The following is a 17682-nucleotide window of genomic DNA, read 5'->3' as shown; positions in this document are numbered from 1 at the left end:
GTTTTTCACCAATTATCTGTTCTAAATGGCGAGGCCAACAAGCCCGCCTTGTTCTCCAGATTAGCATCTTCAGGATTGCTGCTCCACGCATAACGAACTCCAACTGGCTTTTTCACCTCTGGGCTGCTCACGACCACGGTATTACCTGTAATTACTGCATTCGCCCACACAAACTTTTGATCTTCTCCTGCAATCGCAAAATGCCGTAACACGCCATCCTTACTCTGTAATCCTCCACCAATCTCCGTGAAATACAACACCATTTTATCGCCATCTATTTTCATTTTCTGATACATAGGTCCCGAGCTGATTAACTTCTCGCCGAAAGATACTTTCCTTGCACCTAAAAATAGCCGATGTGCGATATCCTTTTTGTTCAACGGGTGAATGTCATTCCATTCACCAACATCGTATGTCACAGCTAATGCCGTGTTCGGAACTCGCTGGGTCGCTTTAAACTGTGCCTCGCGTATCTCCGCCCAGCCACTTTCCTCCGGTTTTTCCGATTTTTTTAAGTGATTGGGTAACTGCACGATCAAAAATGGTAGTTCAGGAGCTCGATACAATTCCCGCCAATTACGCATCAACGACTCCAGATAGGCTTGATAATGCTGTGGGCGACCGGCATTCGTCTCTCCCTGATACCAAATCGCCCCTCGTACCCGATAATCACGGATAGGGTAAATCATACCATTGTACAAACCAGATCCGGCTGTTTTTATATTTTGGAGGCGGGTTCTGTATACCGCAATTTCATCAACGTCTACACCGACCTGATATTTCCATTCACCGCTTAGATCCACCTCTATATCATCTCCAATGACCTTATAAGGCTTGTCCTCTACAAAACCACCGTTGCCGTTCTTCGCCGTTAATTGTACCGTAATATTATTTTTCCCCGCACGCAATACACCCACCGGGATATGATATTCACGCGGCGGATACATATAGGAGGTGGAACCCACAAAGTGTCCATTAACAAAAACAGAATCACTATCGATCAACATGCCCAAACGGATTCTCGCGTGCCGTCCGTCCATAGATCCGGGCATTTCAAATTCTTTCCGAAAATAGATCACACCTTTCGTGTGTATTCCCTGAGAGCGCCAACGCCCCGGAACGGTCATCGTTTTCCAGTGGGTATCATCCAAATTTGGGTTCGTCCACTTTCCTGCTCCTGGGTCTTGCATTGCTTTAGGCAAACTGTCGACGGCCACTTGATCAACCAATAAATGTGGGAACTCCCGGAGATGTTCTTGGCTAATCCAACTTTCGATCGCGGAACCGCCCAAACTAGAGACGAGCATACCCACAGGCACTTTCGTATGATGGTAAGCTTCTTGTGCATAAAAATAGGCCAAAGCCGTCCAGTTCATCACTTCCGACGCTACCGCGGAATACCATTTTCCGCCCGCCGGAATATCTTCTTGCACCGATTCGACCGTGTTTTGTGTGGGCACTTTAAAATGACGGATCATGTGGTTATTGGATACGTTTATTTCCGGGTAGCGATGCGTTAAACGCGCAATAGGCGTTTCCATGTTCGATTGCCCGGATGCTAACCATACGTCACCAATGAGGATGTCGCGGATCACGATTTCGTTGACCTCCATGATATACGGCCCTCCTGCTGCTTGCGGAGGTAAGGACACAAACCATTTGCCGTCGTTGCCCGCTTCCGTATAATAGTGTTCACCTTGAAACCGAACGGTTACTTTCTCGCCTACATCCGCCCATCCCCAGATACGGAGATCAATGTCACGCTGCAGAACCATCTTATCGCTGATGAGCGCCGGTAAACGTATTTTGGCAGAAAGATTAACCGTCCATAAAAGTAATGGAACCAGCGTCCATAAAAGCCGATGCGCAGAATTTTGCATACACATTAATTTAATAATTTAGCGTCCAAGATATATTTCCAGTCGATAATCCTTTTGATGCCACGGGTTTTGCGGCTGCCTCTCGTTTATCGAGATCTTCTTTTACTTCCGGTCGGACATCGTAGATTAAGTTGTCACCTCCTGTTGGATAACGATAAAATTTCCAACCTTCGGACAACAACGTCCGTTCGCGTTTATCTATAGGTTCATGTTGCCCAAATAAACGGTTGAATAATAAAAGAGCAAAAAGAAAAGTGATCGCTTGTTTAAGATGTGTCATATTGTGTATGTCCCGCTAGATTTATTTCGTTTATAATTTATTGTTGGCTTATAGCTAAATTACAAACTTGTTCCCATCCTTACGAAACCAATATGGCAGAAAGAGATAATAACCGCCTGCTAAAGCAATAAAATGACACTATCTGAAATAAATAGAAAGGAATTTGCAACATGTTAAAATAAATCAAAGTATCATCTTCCAGATATATTATGCAAATAAAACTCCATTGTTTCGAATACTCCGTCATGATGGAGAAATACTTAATCGTTGTAGGAGGATAATGTCCGTTATGTAGCGGAAAACCCTGCATCTATTGCGGGATATCGCAGTCCTGATCCATTAGTATCTGGGGCTGGAAGTCGTTTTCCCATAGCTTAGGTTCCAGTAATCCCAGGGTGAGCTGCAGGATCGACATCCTCTTTTTGGGGCTGTCGGGACATCCCGAAGCCGTCAGCTTCCATACAGGAACCCCTAACTCCCGTGTGGAAGTAGTTTACTTCTATCCCGAAGTAAAGTATACCAGTATAGCCCTATTGTTCTTCCATGCGCGACCTGTTATACTTCAACCCGGTTATAAATTGGTTACATCCCGACTCATGGTTTCGGGGAGGAAGTAGGGAACTCCAGTCCAGAAGTAGTTTGTTGCTACCTAGAACTACGCTTCTTCGAGATGGTAACGGAGCATATCTGTCCGGAAGCTATATACTATGGCACGGTTATCATTTACTTCCGTGCAGAAGTTGGATGGTTCTGCACGGACGTGGCAAATAGCTGTCCGGTAGCGGCATATTTGCGGACAGCTCCTGCATACTCCTATCCCGCAGCTGGCAAATACTGCAGGGGATTGGTTTACTTCTATACGGAAGTAGGTTATTGCTGTGCAGAAGTAAACCACGCCGCCCTAGAACCATTTTGCTTCGATACGGAAGCTGGACGTTCCATTATCGAAGCTGACCGTTTCTATACAGACCTATAGCAATGTAACGTTGATCAGGCTTGTTTTGAGCTTGTTTCCATTATCTGCTGCCCATTAATGGGAGGACAATCCAGTAAAACGGAAGGTCTTTTTTCCACTTATTTCGAAGTGAAATAATGGATATAATTTTGTTAATCAACACATTACCATCCGAATCGATATAGTAGATGATATACGGCGAATCGAATTCTTTCATGCCAACTAATTATGATGCGTCATATCCAATTTAATTTTTTTCAGTTCTTCCAGTTCGTGAACCGGTCGCTCGAGGTCATAAGGTATAGGCATTTTGGAGAATGTTTGGAAATACAACAAACAGGCATCTTTCCACCACACCGCATCTTTTGATTGAATTTTTAGTTTGGATTGTACTTCTAAAAACCGCTGTTGGTCTACGTGAGCTTGTAGTTTATCCCAGGTCTTTTGAAATCCGCGTACCTGCTGAACACCTCGGTCATAATGTATACATAGCTCATCCCATAGTGTACGACCATTTTTCATAGTATGCGTCCACGGAACATGGTGAAACCAGAGCAACAGGCTTTCCGGACAGCTATTGATACCTCCATAGATGCTATCCAACGGTGGGTAATATTGCGACACGGCATTGCTCCCCGTCGCCGTGCGATCAAAACCTAAACCAATCGTATCCGCATTATGGTAATACCAAGGCATCCAGTCTGGTCTCCCTCCTTTCCGGTCGCCCCAAGGCTCCGGACCATAATGGTGGTCGAAGGCGAAAATATGATGTAAGCCCAAGGGCATCATATAATCCACGACTGCTTCACGTGAATCCATCATCATCTGGCGCACAGGTGTTACGAAATCAACCGCGTTTGTGAAGGTCTGCCGAATCCATTCGTTGGCGATATCTTCGGATGATAATTGGTGGTTCCAAGCCAGCCGCCCAAATGCATACCAATTCGCTTGTGCAAAATGGTGCCCCGTCCAATTCGTATCTTCACCAATATTGGCAACAGCCGAAACCGCTGTTTTTTCTCCCCTAAACATACTCCCGTCGGTAACACGCGCCACCGTGCTCCCTTTCCCCTCGCTATAGGTATCCGCATCCAAGGTTTCTTTAAATAATGGCGCCAAGTACGCTAAGTGGTTCGAAAAACCCAGGTATTCTTGGGTAATTTGAAACTCGATCATTTGCGCCGTATGCTTCATGGCACCAAAAAGCGGTGTAAACGGTTCTCTAGGCTGAAAGTCTACCGGGCCATTTTTAATCTGGATAATGACATTATCCCGAAACTCGCCATCCAGCGGTACAAACTCCTGATAGGCTTGTTTAGCCCGATCCTCTTCCGTTGGATTATAGACAAAAGCCCGCCACATCACCAGTCCGCCATAAGGCTTCAACGCATCCGCCAGCATATTCGCCCCATCAGCATGGGTACGTCCGTAATCCTGTGGTCCTGGCTGGCCTTCTGAATTTGCTTTGACCAAAAAACCACCAAAATCCGGGATATGCTGATAGATTTCTTTCACCTTAACTTTCCACCAATCCTGCACCTCCTTACGCAAAGGATCAGAGTCTGCTAGCCCATCCAGCACTTTCGGTGAAGAAAAATTGGCCGATAGATAAACCCGGATACCGTATTTCCGGAATATATCGGCCAAAGCTTTCACCTTTTGTATATAATCACCGGTCAGTATTTGCGGTGATGCGTTCACGTTGTTCAGCACGGTTGCGTTGATACCAATCGAAGCATTTGCCCGCGCATACTCTTCATAACGGGGAGATAACTTGTGTGGTAATTCTTCCCATCGCCATAAAGAATACCCCGCATATCCTCTTTCTACGGTACGATCCAGATTATCCCAATGGTTCAGGATGCGGATGTCATAATCGGGAATCTCTTCGATATACAGGTGCCGCATATCAGCTTTGGTTTCCTGAAGGCGCAATAAATGATAGGCACCATACAACAAACCGATAGGCTCGGCGGCCGTCAAATAAACAGCAGAGGTGTCGCCCTTAATCTGATAACCTTCTTTTAATCTTTTCGCCTTTTTGTCGAGATGCATCTCAATAGACGGTCCGCGCCAGTAACTGTCCAGCTCCTGTTTAGCCAGCAGGGCAGTTTCATGCTTATCCTGCAGACGGATATGCCGCTGCTTCTGCGTCTGCGCGTCTACCGGTTTGTATCGCAACCAAAGCTGGCTTCCATCTTCGGCATATCCGAAAAATGGCAATAGAAAGAAAAAATAGATGAGGTATTTTTTAATAGGCAACATAGTCATTTTGTTTATTTACTGTCCGGCTATCGTCTTGATAGCACCCTCTTCATCATATTCCAGCTCTACCATCTTCATGCTCCGCAGCCAGGTTTTCCCGCCAGATGGCATCGCATCATGGTAGAACAAGTACCATTTATCTTTAAATTCCAAAATGCTATGGTGTGTGGTCCAGCCGACTACGGGAGTCAATATCACACCTTGATAGGTAAACGGTCCATAAGGATTATCGCCGACGGCATAACACAACAGATGCGTATCACCGGTAGAATACGAAAAGTAATATTTACCTTGATATTTATGCACCCATGAAGCTTCAAAAAAGCGGCGTTCCGAATCACCCTGTTTCAGCGGATTACCCTGTTCGTCCAATATAAGGACATCACGCGGTGCTTCCGCAAACTCCAACATATCATCCCCTAACTTCGCTATCTTAGGGCAAAGAGCCCGTTCATGAAAATGAGGCAGTTCGCAGGGAGGCGTCAACTTATTATCCCGATAAAACTGCAATTGTCCGCCCCATATTCCGCCAAAATACATATAGTACGACCCGTTATCTTCAAAAACACAGGGATCGATGCTGTAGCTGCCTTTCATCGGGTTTGCGTTGGGAATAAAAGGTCCTTCTGGTCGATCACTGATAGCAACGCCCATACGGAAGATATCGTTTTGGTCTTTCAACGGAAAGTACATATAATACTTACCATCTCTATACGCCACGTCGGAATCCCAAAGTTGCCTTCCTGCCCAGGGAATATCGTCCGTGGAAAGCACCACACCGTAATCAACCACCTCGGCTTCGGGATCGTCCATCGAAAACACATGATAATCCCGCATATTGAAATGGTCACCATTGTCATTTTCGGGGATACCGCTTTCCCAATCGTGCGAAGGGTATATATAAATTTTATCTTCAAATACGTGAGCAGATGGATCTGCCATATAGTCGCTCGGAAATAAATATCTGGAAGCTTTCATATGATAAATATAAAGTTAGAGGAGGTTATAGAGTTAGAGAGCTAAATCAATAATATCGGTAACAAAGGGCTTGGGTTCGTAATTACGATCGAACAATAAAGGATAATCCGTACGTCCTTCGATAGGCCAACCATTCTTCCAGGAGTCTGCATCCCCCACTCCCCATAAGGTCACCCGGCTAATCTTATCCTGATGCTTGAGGTATAATTTAAAGAAATCGACATAACGCTGCCCCAATTCATTCATCTTGTCTTCTGGAAGCCCTTCCTGATAAGGATCTAGGGCTTGCTTATACGCGGCCGTATCCGTTAACTCCGCTCCTACATGACGGCGTGCGTGCGGAAGTACCGATATGTCCATTTCCGTCACCATAACCTTTACACCTAAAGCAGCAAAATCTAGAATGGTCTGCTCCGTTTCCGCTATTGAAGCATGGGTCAACCCGTGATGTTCCTGCATGCCCAGACCATCGATTTTGATTCCGGCAGCTTGTATTTTCTTGGCCATTTCCACAATACCCTTACGTTTTTCCGGGATAGCTGTAGAATAATCGTTATAATATAATTCAGCTTCCGGATCCGCCTCTTGTGCAAACTGAAAGGCTAACGGAATAAACTCTTCTCCGATAATCTCATAAAACTTGCTCTTACGATATTCGCCGTTATCCAGTATAGCTTCATTCACCACATCCCATCCATGGATACGTCCCTTATACCGGGAAACGACTGTATGGATATGGTTGCGCATTCTTTCGATCATGACCTCGCGCGAGACATCTTTTCCCTCTTTATCCGTGAAAAACCATCTCGGTGCCTGCGAATGCCAGATCAAGGTATGTCCCACGATGTGCATATTGTTTTTCTCGCCGTACGCCACAAATTGGTCCGCATCCTTGAAATAAAACTCGCCTTCACGAGGTTGTATATTTTCACTTTTCATGCAATTTTCGGCTACGATCGAGTTAAATTGCTCTTGGACTACTTTTTCAGCAACAGGATTACGTTCCCAAATCTGATCTAAATTCAGGGCGGTACCGATATAGAACCGATCGGCATAGGCTTCTTTAATCGTTGTCGTATCCTTCTTCTGCGTGACCTGCGAGTTTGTTGATGTACAACCGATACTCCACGTAGCGATTCCAGCTAAAATTATTGTTTTTACTATATTCATAATGTTTGATCTTTCTTACTATTTGTGTCTATTTTCTATTTCATGATTGATCTTATCGATGAGATCATCTTCCAGTTTATATTTCGAGATGATAAACATGGCGACGATCAACAAGATTGCAGGAATAATAGCGACGAGCCATAGAATTCCTTGTTCTGCAAATACGGATTGCGTCAATGTATTATCCTTATCAAAACCCACATAAGCCAATACTAGGCCGGGCACTACGCCGCCTAACGCCATTCCCGCTTTGTAAAAAATCCCGGTCAATGCATTAACAATACCAGAAATGCGTTTACCTGTTGCATGTTCTCCATACGATATCACTTCGGGAACCAATGCCCACATATAGCCGGTGGCGACAATGATTCCGGTCGACTTTACGAACTGTGCAACGAGAACCAGCCAAATCTGGCTTTTTAAGGTTGGCACGACAGAAATGATATAGAGCATAATCATTCCCACAATGGCAACCGTCAGGAATACATAAAACATCTGTTTTTTCCCTATAGCCCGCTTGATAGCCGGTACCAAGGGCATAAAGATAAATGCCGGGATAGAGCCTAATGCCATAAAATAGGGCAGCATTTCTGGAGTTTGTACGTTATAGATCATGTAATAGGAGCCGGCAGAGTTCCCGATGGCCATCATGGCAAATGCGGTAATGAAAAAGAATGCCAGTATGCGTAGCGGACCGTTATGTTTGAACTCGACCCAAAGATCGGACACCTGTACTTTTTCGGTATCTTTCTCATCCATGACGACCCGTTCTTTGGTTTGCGTATAACAGAATAGCAGCAAGCACAAGCCGACGAGCGCATAAATGGTCATGGTAATAAACCAGGCTTCGCCCGATTCCCGGGAGTTGATCTTCCCATCGGGTGAAAAATATTGTACGATAATCGGCACACCGTATCCTACGGCAAGTCCTCCTAAGTTGGCCATAAACATGCGTGCCGATGTCAGTTTGGTAATTTCATCGGTATCCCGCGTTAGGGAAGCGTTGAGCGCGCCATAAGGGACATTGATCAGGGTGTAGAGCATAGACAGCCCGACATAGGTCACGTAGGCGTATACAAGTGATCCGGAAAATCCGTTCCAGAAACAAAGGATAGCAAATCCGGTAAGCGGTATCCCACCTAAAACAAGGTAGGATCGGTATTTTCCCATTTTCGGATTACGCTTATCAACGAAAGCACCTACAATGGGGTCCCATATCACATCGACAATCCGTACAACCAAAAACATAACGCCGGCTGCGGCGGCAGAAATGCCGAAAACATTCGTGTAAAAAATAAGCAGGTACATCGAAACCGTCTGGTAAATAAGGTTCTGGGCCAGATCGCCTGATCCGAAACCGATACGTTGCACATGAGAGAGCTTATAAAAGCCTTTTGATTCGTTAACCAAACGTGTTTCTGCGTTCATTATATAAGGTTATCTATGGTTTATGTTTTATAGTTTGATGATGCGTTGTGCACTCTCGGGTGCGCCGAGATAAGAAGGTTTCAATCCGCCAAAATCCAGCATGATTTTTTGGATGACGATACCCTGTTCCAAAGGCCGGATACGAATACGGTATTCGCCCGCTTCGGGAAAATCATGCTCGGTGACATTTTCGATAATGCGATTCGCTTGCCAACGTCCTAACTCGCCTTTGTAATGGCCATTTATATTTAGTATTTGCTCTTCACCACCATTGATGGAAACAGCATAGCGCAGACCCTGATTGGCATTATAATTTAATGTCGGTGAGGTTAATACGACGAGCTTTGCCCGTCCGGTCGACTGCACATCGACCTTATATTCGAGGTATACTTGTTCGTCCAATGGCGCGGTAACGGGCAGCGTCGTGATTGCGGAAACGGTTTTGCCGAGGTTCGGTATCTCCGTCCACTTGACCTGCTCAGCATGGTTTGCATGGTGGAAATTCATCGCCTCGATCGACACATAACCGTCCGCTTCCACAAAAATCTTGCTATCGGCATGCACAGTACTGGAATCGATATACGTTACCTTCGGCAGGATGCTATGTGGTGGGTTGTTCCAGCTACGATAACCAATACGCACCTGATCCATCATATGCTTCCATTTCCCACCCGAAAGCGTATTGAAATGTAGGGTTAATAAGGAATCGCGCTCAAAGCCCTCTTTAACCTGGTCTGCCCAGTAATTGGCACATATATCGTTCTTGCTTGCATAGACGGCATTTTGCGCCTGTGCATAATACATATCGTATAGATTCGACATACCATTGATTGGAAACAGCACCAGCTGATCAAAGGTATCCTTATATGCATTCGGCAATTGGTTGTACAGGCGTAGGGCATCAACCAATAACTGGCGATATTCTTGCACAACCGTCTCAAATTCGTTATAGTTTTCCAGGCTATACGTTCGATGGTTCAATAATTCGGGGGTCACACGATGGTTGAACTTGGTGTACATATCAATTAACCGAGCAGCTTCCCTGGCATATTGCTCGCCAAATTGCTGCGCACACCATTCCTCGGTATGTGCCAACAGGTTAGCAGGATTAAAACGGGTTGGATCCCAAGCCATATCCAAGAAAAAAGAGATGGGGTATTCCATCGGTTTCAAATCCCCCACATTGACTACCCAAATCTTGTCTACACCATGGGCGTAAGTTAAGTTCATCTGCTCCCACACACGGGATATCTGACTCACATTAAGCCACTTGGTATTCCGTGGTCCGCCGACATAATCAAAATGATAATACATGCCGTATCCGCCTTTTCGGGGCTTGGCATCCAATGCAGGGAGCTTACGCACATTCCCCCAGTTATCATCACAAAAAAGCAAAGTCACATCATCGGGCACACGCATCCCATCGTCGTAATAATCCTGTACTTCCTTGTACAACGCCCAAACTTGAGGAGTGTGTTCTGGTTTCTTTCCGGTAACTTGTTGAATAATTTTACGCTGGTCGCCTACGATTTCCTCCAATAAACTGATATTCTGCTCATCGCTCATAGGCTCATCGCCATCACCACGCATCGCGATGGTGACAAATGTTTCCCAGTTTTTTGTACGCTCCATACCTCCTTGCCAAAATTCCTGGAGGCCTTTTTTGTTTTTATTGTAATCCCAGGTTCCGCCATTGCCATGTCGCTTCCACTCCGCTTGCGCACGTGCCATAGGCTCGTGATGCGAAGTACTCATCACAATACCCATCTCATTGGCCAGCACGCCGTTTTGCGGATCATCGTCGTAAAAAGCGTTCCCCCACATCGCAGGCCACAAAAAGTTTCCTTTCAAGCGGAGGATCAGTTCAAAAACGGTTTCGTAAAACTGGCTATTATAGCCCCCGAAGGTATGGTTGACCCAGCGCGTTAATGCAGGGTATTCGTCGTTGAGAAAGATACCACGATACTGTACGGCAGGTTCTCCATCCGTATAGATACCAGGCTTTATGTATAAATTTGCTTTACGCTCCACCGGTACGTCTGCCCAGTAATACCAAGGCGATACACCCATTTGTTTAGACAATTCGTAGATGCCGTAAATCGTTCCTCTTTTGTCGCTACCGGCTATAACCAAGGCCGATTCAATACCCGCCGCGGGTTGTTCTACGATGGTAATGATAAATTTCTCCCGCTTCCCGGCTATCTCGTTCTTGGGTAACTGTCCTTTTGCGATCAGGCCATCGATTAAAGTAGATTGTCCGACCGTACCGATCCAAATACCCGACTTCGCTCCAGAGGCCACCTCCGCTCGCTTTCCGGCTACTTTTTCAAAATCTCGCTGTAAACTTTCGACGGCACGCAAAACACCTTTATCATCCTGCGGATCTACTTGCAGCGGAAGCGGTTGTCCTTCCTTTATCAGGGTTAGGTAGCCCTTCGCCGGGTCATGGGACACAAATACATCGTCCGATTGTGCATAAAGTATTGCATTGGAAAAAATAAGGCAAAAAACAATTAACCATTGTCTTATCATCATCATGATTTATTAACGTGTTTAGCATATTCCTATTTTCGCATCAGCGCAGCACATCAAAGACACAGTGAGCGGATCAAAAACGTGAAGTAAAGGTAAATCAATCGGTTAGCAAAGACAATCCAACATGTTACATTCCATCTTCCTTTTGTTGCAAAGACCTTTTCATATGTTACATATTCGTTTCTTTCTGTTTCCCACCCAGACTCTTTATACCTTTTACCTCGAAAAAAGACATTCCGGCATCGAATAGAAAAATAGATTTTGTATCTTTCCTTTTAATAACCGTGAAAACCAATGTTAAGAGTATTTTTGCTATCGATATTTTCCTTCTGTACACTCTTGGTTAGTGGACAAGCCACTCGCATTTATGATCATCGGGACTATGGATTTGGCGAACTGTCGTCCAATCTGATCAAGAGCATCTCACAGGATAAACATGGCTACATATGGATCGCTACAGAATATGGGCTTAATAAATTTGATGGAATACGATTTATACAATACCTACACGATATACAGGATAGTACATCAATTTCCAGTAACCATGTGACCATTCTTCATCGAGATTGTCATGATCATCTGTGGATCGGGTGTTCAAATGGCTTACAGTACTATAATGAAAATACAGACGAATTTATACGCATCCAGTTTCCAGATCAGATAGCCCCGCATATCACGGATATATTAACGCGGCATGATGAATCGCTCTTGGTAACCACTTCAGGATGGGGGCTTTTTTCCATTGATATCGCTAACGGGGTGGCTATTCCGTTAGAAGGCGCAAATCAGCGTATCGGCGGGATGTATGGACGCAAGCTCGTGGAAGATAAAGATAAGCACGTTTGGGTGGCGATGGATCGTCTGGGCGTCGTACGTTTATCACCGGATTTCAAACAAGTCCAGAAATTTTCCCGGGAGGAAGTGCCTTTTCCTAATGGAGACAAATACAATATGCTGGTAACTAAAAGTGGCGAGGTAATCTTGAACTATCATGCGGATATCGTCCTTAGCGATCGGTCTGCTCGTCGTTTTCAACCGATTACCTTTAACGGTAATCGAAGACCGTTTATTAATGACATCCAACTTAATGCAGAAGGAACAGCGGTTATTGCCAGTACTGACCGCGGAGGGATTTGGCAATTACCTTTGACGGAACGCCCACTTCAGCTCCGACAGATGGAGCTCTCCAATCTCGATAAAAACTACAGCAATGCCCGTATAACGAGCTTTCTGTTGGACAGAGAGAAAAATTTATGGCTCGGCTGGTTTCAGCGAGGCTTAGTTTTTATTCCATCCAGCAACAAACAGTTCGAATTCTGGCGGGTATTGGAATTGGAAGAAGCCGATAAACATAAAATCAACGCATTGACAACCGACGTCAATGGGAATATATGGTATAGTGTAGAGGGCGTGGGCGTTTTTCAAGCAGACAGCGCAGGACACGTCCTTCAGACTTTCCCTGACTTACGTAATATAACAGAGTTGCAGGTGGATGATCAAGGCATTCTTTGGTTTTTATCATACCAGCAGGGACTGGGCAAAATTATAGACGGCCAAGACGTACGCTACCTAAATCTATTCGCCGGTGAGGAAACCAAGGCGATGGTCTTCGGCAAGAATAACAAACTGTATATCTCTACCTTTGGTCGTGGTTTTATTGAATATGATCCGCGGAGGAATGCCTCCAGGCAATTTAGCATGAATAATACGACCGCTACTAGTGGGACGTTGGGAAATGACTGGATCAATACCCTCCTATGTGATCAGGAGGGATTGATTTGGCTAGGCCATCACAAGGGTGTCAGTTGCTATGACCCGCGAAAAGATGCCTTCGTCCATCAACGGGCAAATCAGGGACTCTCCGAACAAATCGTACTGTCGTTATTGCAAGATCGTCATCAAAACCTTTGGATCGGCACCTATAACGGGCTACATAAAATTGCTAAAGACACACGGGAGCTATCGAGTTACACCACCAATAACGGCCTTTCCAGCAACGTTATTTCCGGGTTGGGTGAAGATAAGCAAGGGAATATTTGGTGTAGTACCTATAATGGCATCAACTATGTAAACCCAATCGACAATAAAATTGTAAACTATTATACCGGAGATGGGCTGGTTGACCGCTCTTACAATACGGGCGTATTTCACCAAAATGCCGATGGAAAAATATATTACGGGGGAAAACAAGGTATTACCTCTTTCTTTCCACAACAGGTACATGTATCCGAATATGCACATCCGATCTATATCACGAATATCTACGTCCGTAACCAAACAATCAAGCCCGGATATTTGTCTGGTGGGAAGCCCATTTATGCCCAAAGTTTGGCGGCAGCGAGTGAATTTCACTTTGCAAGCCAAGACGATAGCTTTACGTTGGAGCTCTCCACGATGGACTTTAACAGCCCGGAAAATATTCATTACGAGTATCGGTTAAAAGGCTTCAACAAAACCTGGAATACGACGTTACCCGGCGTCAACCTCATTACCTACAATAACCTGTCGCCCGGAACCCATGAATTGGAAATCAGAGCCTGCAAATTCGGTGCCTATTCGGAGAGCAAATTCGTCACCCTGCACGTCATGCCGCCATGGTACCGCAGTACGCTTGCTTATCTCGTTTACCTAGCCATATTTATTGGTATCCTGACCTTAATCGCCCATTACCTTCGAGAGCGCCGCTTGGAAAAGCTGCATGCTTATAAACTCCAACTTTTTACAGACATCTCACACGAGATTCGCTCGCCGCTGACCCTGGTCCTGAGTCCTATCGATAAGTTGATCAAAAACGCAACCGATGTACACGCCAAAGAGACTTTGCAAAACATGCGTAGGAATGCACATCGTATTCTAAACCTTGTCAACCAATTGTTGGATATCCGCAAATTGGAAAGCGGGCAGCTTCAATTAAAATTTCAAGAAACAAATCTCGCGGAGTTTATTACACAGTGTGCCGACGCATTTAAACAACAAGCCGATGAAAGAAATATAGCCTTTCAAGTCACTTCCGATTCTACCTACATCCCGGTTTGGATTGATACGAATAGTCTGGATAAGGTGCTCCATAATTTACTGTCCAACGCTTTCAAATATACGCCAGATGATGGCATTATCGATGTCCATGTCACCTCCTCTTTCAACAAACAGCCTAGTTATGCCGAAATAACGGTCTCAGACACCGGTCCAGGTATACCGCAGGATGATACGGTCAAGATTTTCAAACGATTTTATCAGGGCAACAATCAGGTTTCTGGAGGACAACAAGGTTCCGGCATCGGGTTGCACCTTACCCAGGTCTTAGTAGAAAAACATGGCGGAAAAGTATTTGCCGAAAACCGGGCTGACAAATCCGGAAGCCGCTTTTTCGTTCATATGCCAATGGGCACTGCCCATTTGCCGAAAGCCCAATTGATAAAGGATAACGACGATAAAAATATGTTGGTCGAAAAAGCACCTGTTCCATTGGTAAGGGAAACGGTTACCGCTCCTATCATTTCCCATAAAACAAATTTCAAGGTACTCGTCGTGGACGACGAGAAAGATATTCTGCGTTACGTAAGTCAAGAACTGCAAAGTATCTATAAAATCATATCCGCCGAAAATGGACAGGAAGCCTTCCAACTAGCGTTGTCGCAACTCCCTGATCTTATTATATCCGACGTTTCTATGCCTGATATGGACGGCTTTGAACTGGTTAAGAAAATAAAAAGCAACAGCACGACAAACCATATACCTGTTATTCTACTTACCGCTAAAATAAACCATGAGGATCGCATGCAGGGTATCGGTTTAGGTGCCGATGCTTATCTGACCAAACCTTTTTTAATTGAAGAATTGCTGGTCATGGCGGAGAACTTGATTAAAAACCGTATGACCGTCAAAGGCAAATACTCGGGGGCCCAAGGACAAGAAGGTAAAGTAAAGACGATCTCCTTCAAATCAAGTGATGAACTCCTGATGGAGCGCATTGTTAATATCGTTAATAAATATCTACAAGATCCGAGCCTAAATGTACAGCTATTAGCGGATGAAGTTGGATTAAGCCGGGTACAGTTACATCGAAAGGTAACAGCCCTAACAGGAGTCTCAACGAGCGAATTTATTCGGAATATACGTCTCAAACAAGCTGAAAGGCTACTTTTGGATAAGCAAATGAATATTTCCCAAGTTGCCTATGCGCTAGGCTTTACCAATCAAACACATTTCTCAACATTGTTTAAAAAAATGTACGGACTAAGCCCATCGGAGTATATTAATCGGCACGCGAAGCAACATAGCCCATAACGAATTTCTTATTCATATAAAACGGTCGATAAATTAATGAATTCATCGACCGTTTCATTTATCGCCTTTTAAGATCACTAAACATTAATTAATATAAACATAACCATAACATCATATAAGCATCTTACTTTTAAAGTTATTACCTCTATTTCACACAGGACAATAATTTAAGATGACAATTTTATCCAGGTATTTATTCTTTCCCGTATTCCTATTATGTCTGGGGAATGTGTTGCCTGCCCAAAAAAACACGTCCCAGGCTCCGCTCCTACGGGAATCGATGCGTGAAAACCCCGATGGAGCATTTAAACAGATAAGAAGAACGCTACAAACCGCTTTAGCCGATGGCGACGACTACCAAGCAGCGGTTTGCTACGGACAGATAGGCGAGCTATACTATTTTCAAGCAGCCTATCTGCAAGCACTGGACAATTTCTACCGGGCCGAATCCTTATTCAGAAAACAAAAACAGCTACCCGAACTGGCAACGATATGGATTAAAATCGGCGAAACAAGGCTCCATAACAAACAATACCCTTCATCCTTAGAAGCCTTTGAACAGGGGCTTGCTCTGTATGAGTCGGCTGGTACCGAAGAAGGTATTACCGATGCCCTGGCACACATCGGACAGGTGCACGAGAAAAACGGAAATCTGGAAAAAGCGAAATATTACCAGTATCTGGCACTTGCACAGCTCAACGAGAAAAGCGACGGGGCACTTGCCGCTATAATCCATGAAAACATCGGCAGCATCTATGAAGATAAATTTCAGCTCGATTCGGCCCTCGTATATTTTAGCAACGCGTTGGAAATCGCCAACAAGACAAATGATAAGACACTCCAAATCAGGATTACCAATAATATGGGCGACATTTACCGGAAAACGGGTGAATACAGCACGGCCCTGGGTTATACGCGTCAGGCGGTCGCCTTGGCAAAAAGGATGAACGAACACTATCAGCTGGCCAGTGCCTACCGTGATCTCTCCAAGATATTTTCTTTGATCGGACAGCACGACAGTGCCTACTATTACAGCGAAGCCGGAAGAAATATCCATACCGAGATATTCTCCGAAGATACCGCCAAACAGTTAACGATACTGCAGACTTTATTTGAGCTTGAACAGAAAGAGGATGCTATTACCCAATACGAACGGGAGCGGAGGGTGCACTATACCATGTTGCTATTTGGTATAGCAATTTTCCTGCTGTTGCTATTCTTAGGGCTCAGCATCATCAGCCGACAACGATCAAAGATTGCCAATGAACGCAAGCTTAACGAGCAAAATCAAAAACTCTACGAGACGCAGAAGATCGCCATGGAGACCGATCTCTATAACAAGCAGTTGAAAGCCGAAAACCTGCGAAACGAGTTAGAACTCAAAAGCAAAGAATTGACAAGCCACACCCTCCACCTGATCCAGAAAAACCAGCTCCTCGAAGAGTTGAAGGAAAAGCTGGGCGATATCGTTAAAAGCGATAAAAGAGATCAGCGGAAAGAATTAAAACAGCTCTTGAATTTGCTCCAGCTCAACCACAACCAAGACAAGAACTGGGAAGATTTCCGTATTGTATTCGAACGGGTTCACGAACATTTTTTTGATGGCTTAAAGGCGCACTGCAGTAAGCTGAGTTCAGCCGACCTGCGATTGGCCGCACTGTTAAAAATGAACCTGCGTTCGACCGACATATCGACTATGCTGGGCATATCAAAGGATAGCCTTCGGATTGCCCGATACCGGTTACGAAAAAAACTTGCCCTACCCGAAGGGAAGAGCTTAGGCGCATTTATCCAGAAGCTTTAATGTCTTTGTTAAAAATAAGAGAACATTTGTTTAATGTAAACTTAATGGCTCTACAGAAAAATCACAACACACTTATAAACAGACCATTAAATAATAAAAA

At 44.7% G+C, this 17682-nt stretch carries 12 protein-coding genes; 4 read left to right on the top strand and 8 right to left on the bottom strand.

Going from position 1 to position 17682, the window contains the following annotated elements:
- Positions 1-5 precede the first annotated feature (5 nt).
- Entirely contained in the window at positions 6-1880 is a 1875-nt protein-coding gene (locus H8B06_RS09010; RefSeq protein ID WP_223857563.1) for a sialate O-acetylesterase, read from the bottom strand.
- Between the two features lie 10 nt (positions 1881-1890).
- Entirely contained in the window at positions 1891-2160 is a 270-nt protein-coding gene (locus H8B06_RS09005) for a hypothetical protein (RefSeq protein WP_190993941.1), read from the bottom strand.
- Positions 2161-2555: 395 nt separating this feature from the next.
- Between H8B06_RS09005 and H8B06_RS09000 the strand changes: the two genes are divergently transcribed.
- Together H8B06_RS09000 and H8B06_RS08995 are read left to right on the top strand one after the other, a co-directional pair.
- A complete protein-coding gene (locus H8B06_RS09000; RefSeq protein ID WP_190993940.1) occupies positions 2556-2777 on the top strand; it encodes a hypothetical protein in 222 nt (73 codons plus the stop codon).
- 53 nt (positions 2778-2830) lie between these two features.
- The gene (locus tag H8B06_RS08995) at positions 2831-3136 is read left to right on the top strand and encodes a hypothetical protein (RefSeq protein WP_190993939.1); all 306 of its coding nucleotides are present in this window, start codon (positions 2831-2833) and stop codon (positions 3134-3136) included.
- Between the two features lie 40 nt (positions 3137-3176).
- Here the strand turns inward: H8B06_RS08995 and H8B06_RS08990 are convergent, their stop codons facing one another.
- The 6 genes from H8B06_RS08990 to H8B06_RS08965 are packed head-to-tail and all read right to left on the bottom strand — an operon-like array spanning position 3177 to position 11494.
- Positions 3177-3332 (bottom strand): hypothetical protein, encoded by a 156-nt coding sequence (locus H8B06_RS08990; RefSeq protein WP_190993938.1) that lies wholly within the window; start codon positions 3330-3332, stop codon positions 3177-3179.
- A 5-nt stretch (positions 3333-3337) separates the two neighbouring features.
- Positions 3338-5380, bottom strand: a complete 2043-nt coding sequence (locus H8B06_RS08985) for an alpha-glucuronidase (protein WP_223857562.1) — start codon at positions 5378-5380, stop codon at positions 3338-3340.
- A 15-nt stretch (positions 5381-5395) separates the two neighbouring features.
- Positions 5396-6358, bottom strand: coding sequence for a glycoside hydrolase family 43 protein (locus H8B06_RS08980; protein ID WP_190993936.1), 963 nt, complete (start codon positions 6356-6358; stop codon positions 5396-5398).
- Between the two features lie 33 nt (positions 6359-6391).
- Complete coding sequence (locus H8B06_RS08975) at positions 6392-7528, bottom strand: endo-1,4-beta-xylanase (RefSeq protein ID WP_190993935.1); 1137 nt, start codon at positions 7526-7528, stop codon at positions 6392-6394.
- Between the two features lie 18 nt (positions 7529-7546).
- Positions 7547-8956: an MFS transporter gene (locus H8B06_RS08970; RefSeq protein WP_190993934.1), complete on the bottom strand. Its 1410-nt coding sequence runs from the start codon at positions 8954-8956 to the stop codon at positions 7547-7549.
- Between the two features lie 27 nt (positions 8957-8983).
- Positions 8984-11494, bottom strand: a complete 2511-nt coding sequence (locus H8B06_RS08965; RefSeq protein ID WP_223857561.1) for a glycosyl hydrolase 115 family protein — start codon at positions 11492-11494, stop codon at positions 8984-8986.
- A gap of 291 nt (positions 11495-11785) precedes the next feature.
- On the opposite strand from H8B06_RS08965, the gene H8B06_RS08960 reads away from it, so the two are divergent.
- Positions 11786-15778, top strand: coding sequence for a hybrid sensor histidine kinase/response regulator transcription factor (locus H8B06_RS08960; protein WP_190993933.1), 3993 nt, complete (start codon positions 11786-11788; stop codon positions 15776-15778).
- A gap of 172 nt (positions 15779-15950) precedes the next feature.
- Positions 15951-17582, top strand: a complete 1632-nt coding sequence (locus tag H8B06_RS08955; RefSeq protein WP_190993932.1) for a tetratricopeptide repeat protein — start codon at positions 15951-15953, stop codon at positions 17580-17582.
- Positions 17583-17682 lie beyond the last annotated feature (100 nt).

Origin of the sequence: Sphingobacterium micropteri, from assembly GCF_014692515.1 — a bacterium.
Lineage (GTDB): Bacteria > Bacteroidota > Bacteroidia > Sphingobacteriales > Sphingobacteriaceae > Sphingobacterium > Sphingobacterium micropteri.
Note: the sequence above shows the minus strand (reverse complement) of the source record. Positions and strands in the feature narration are given on the sequence as shown.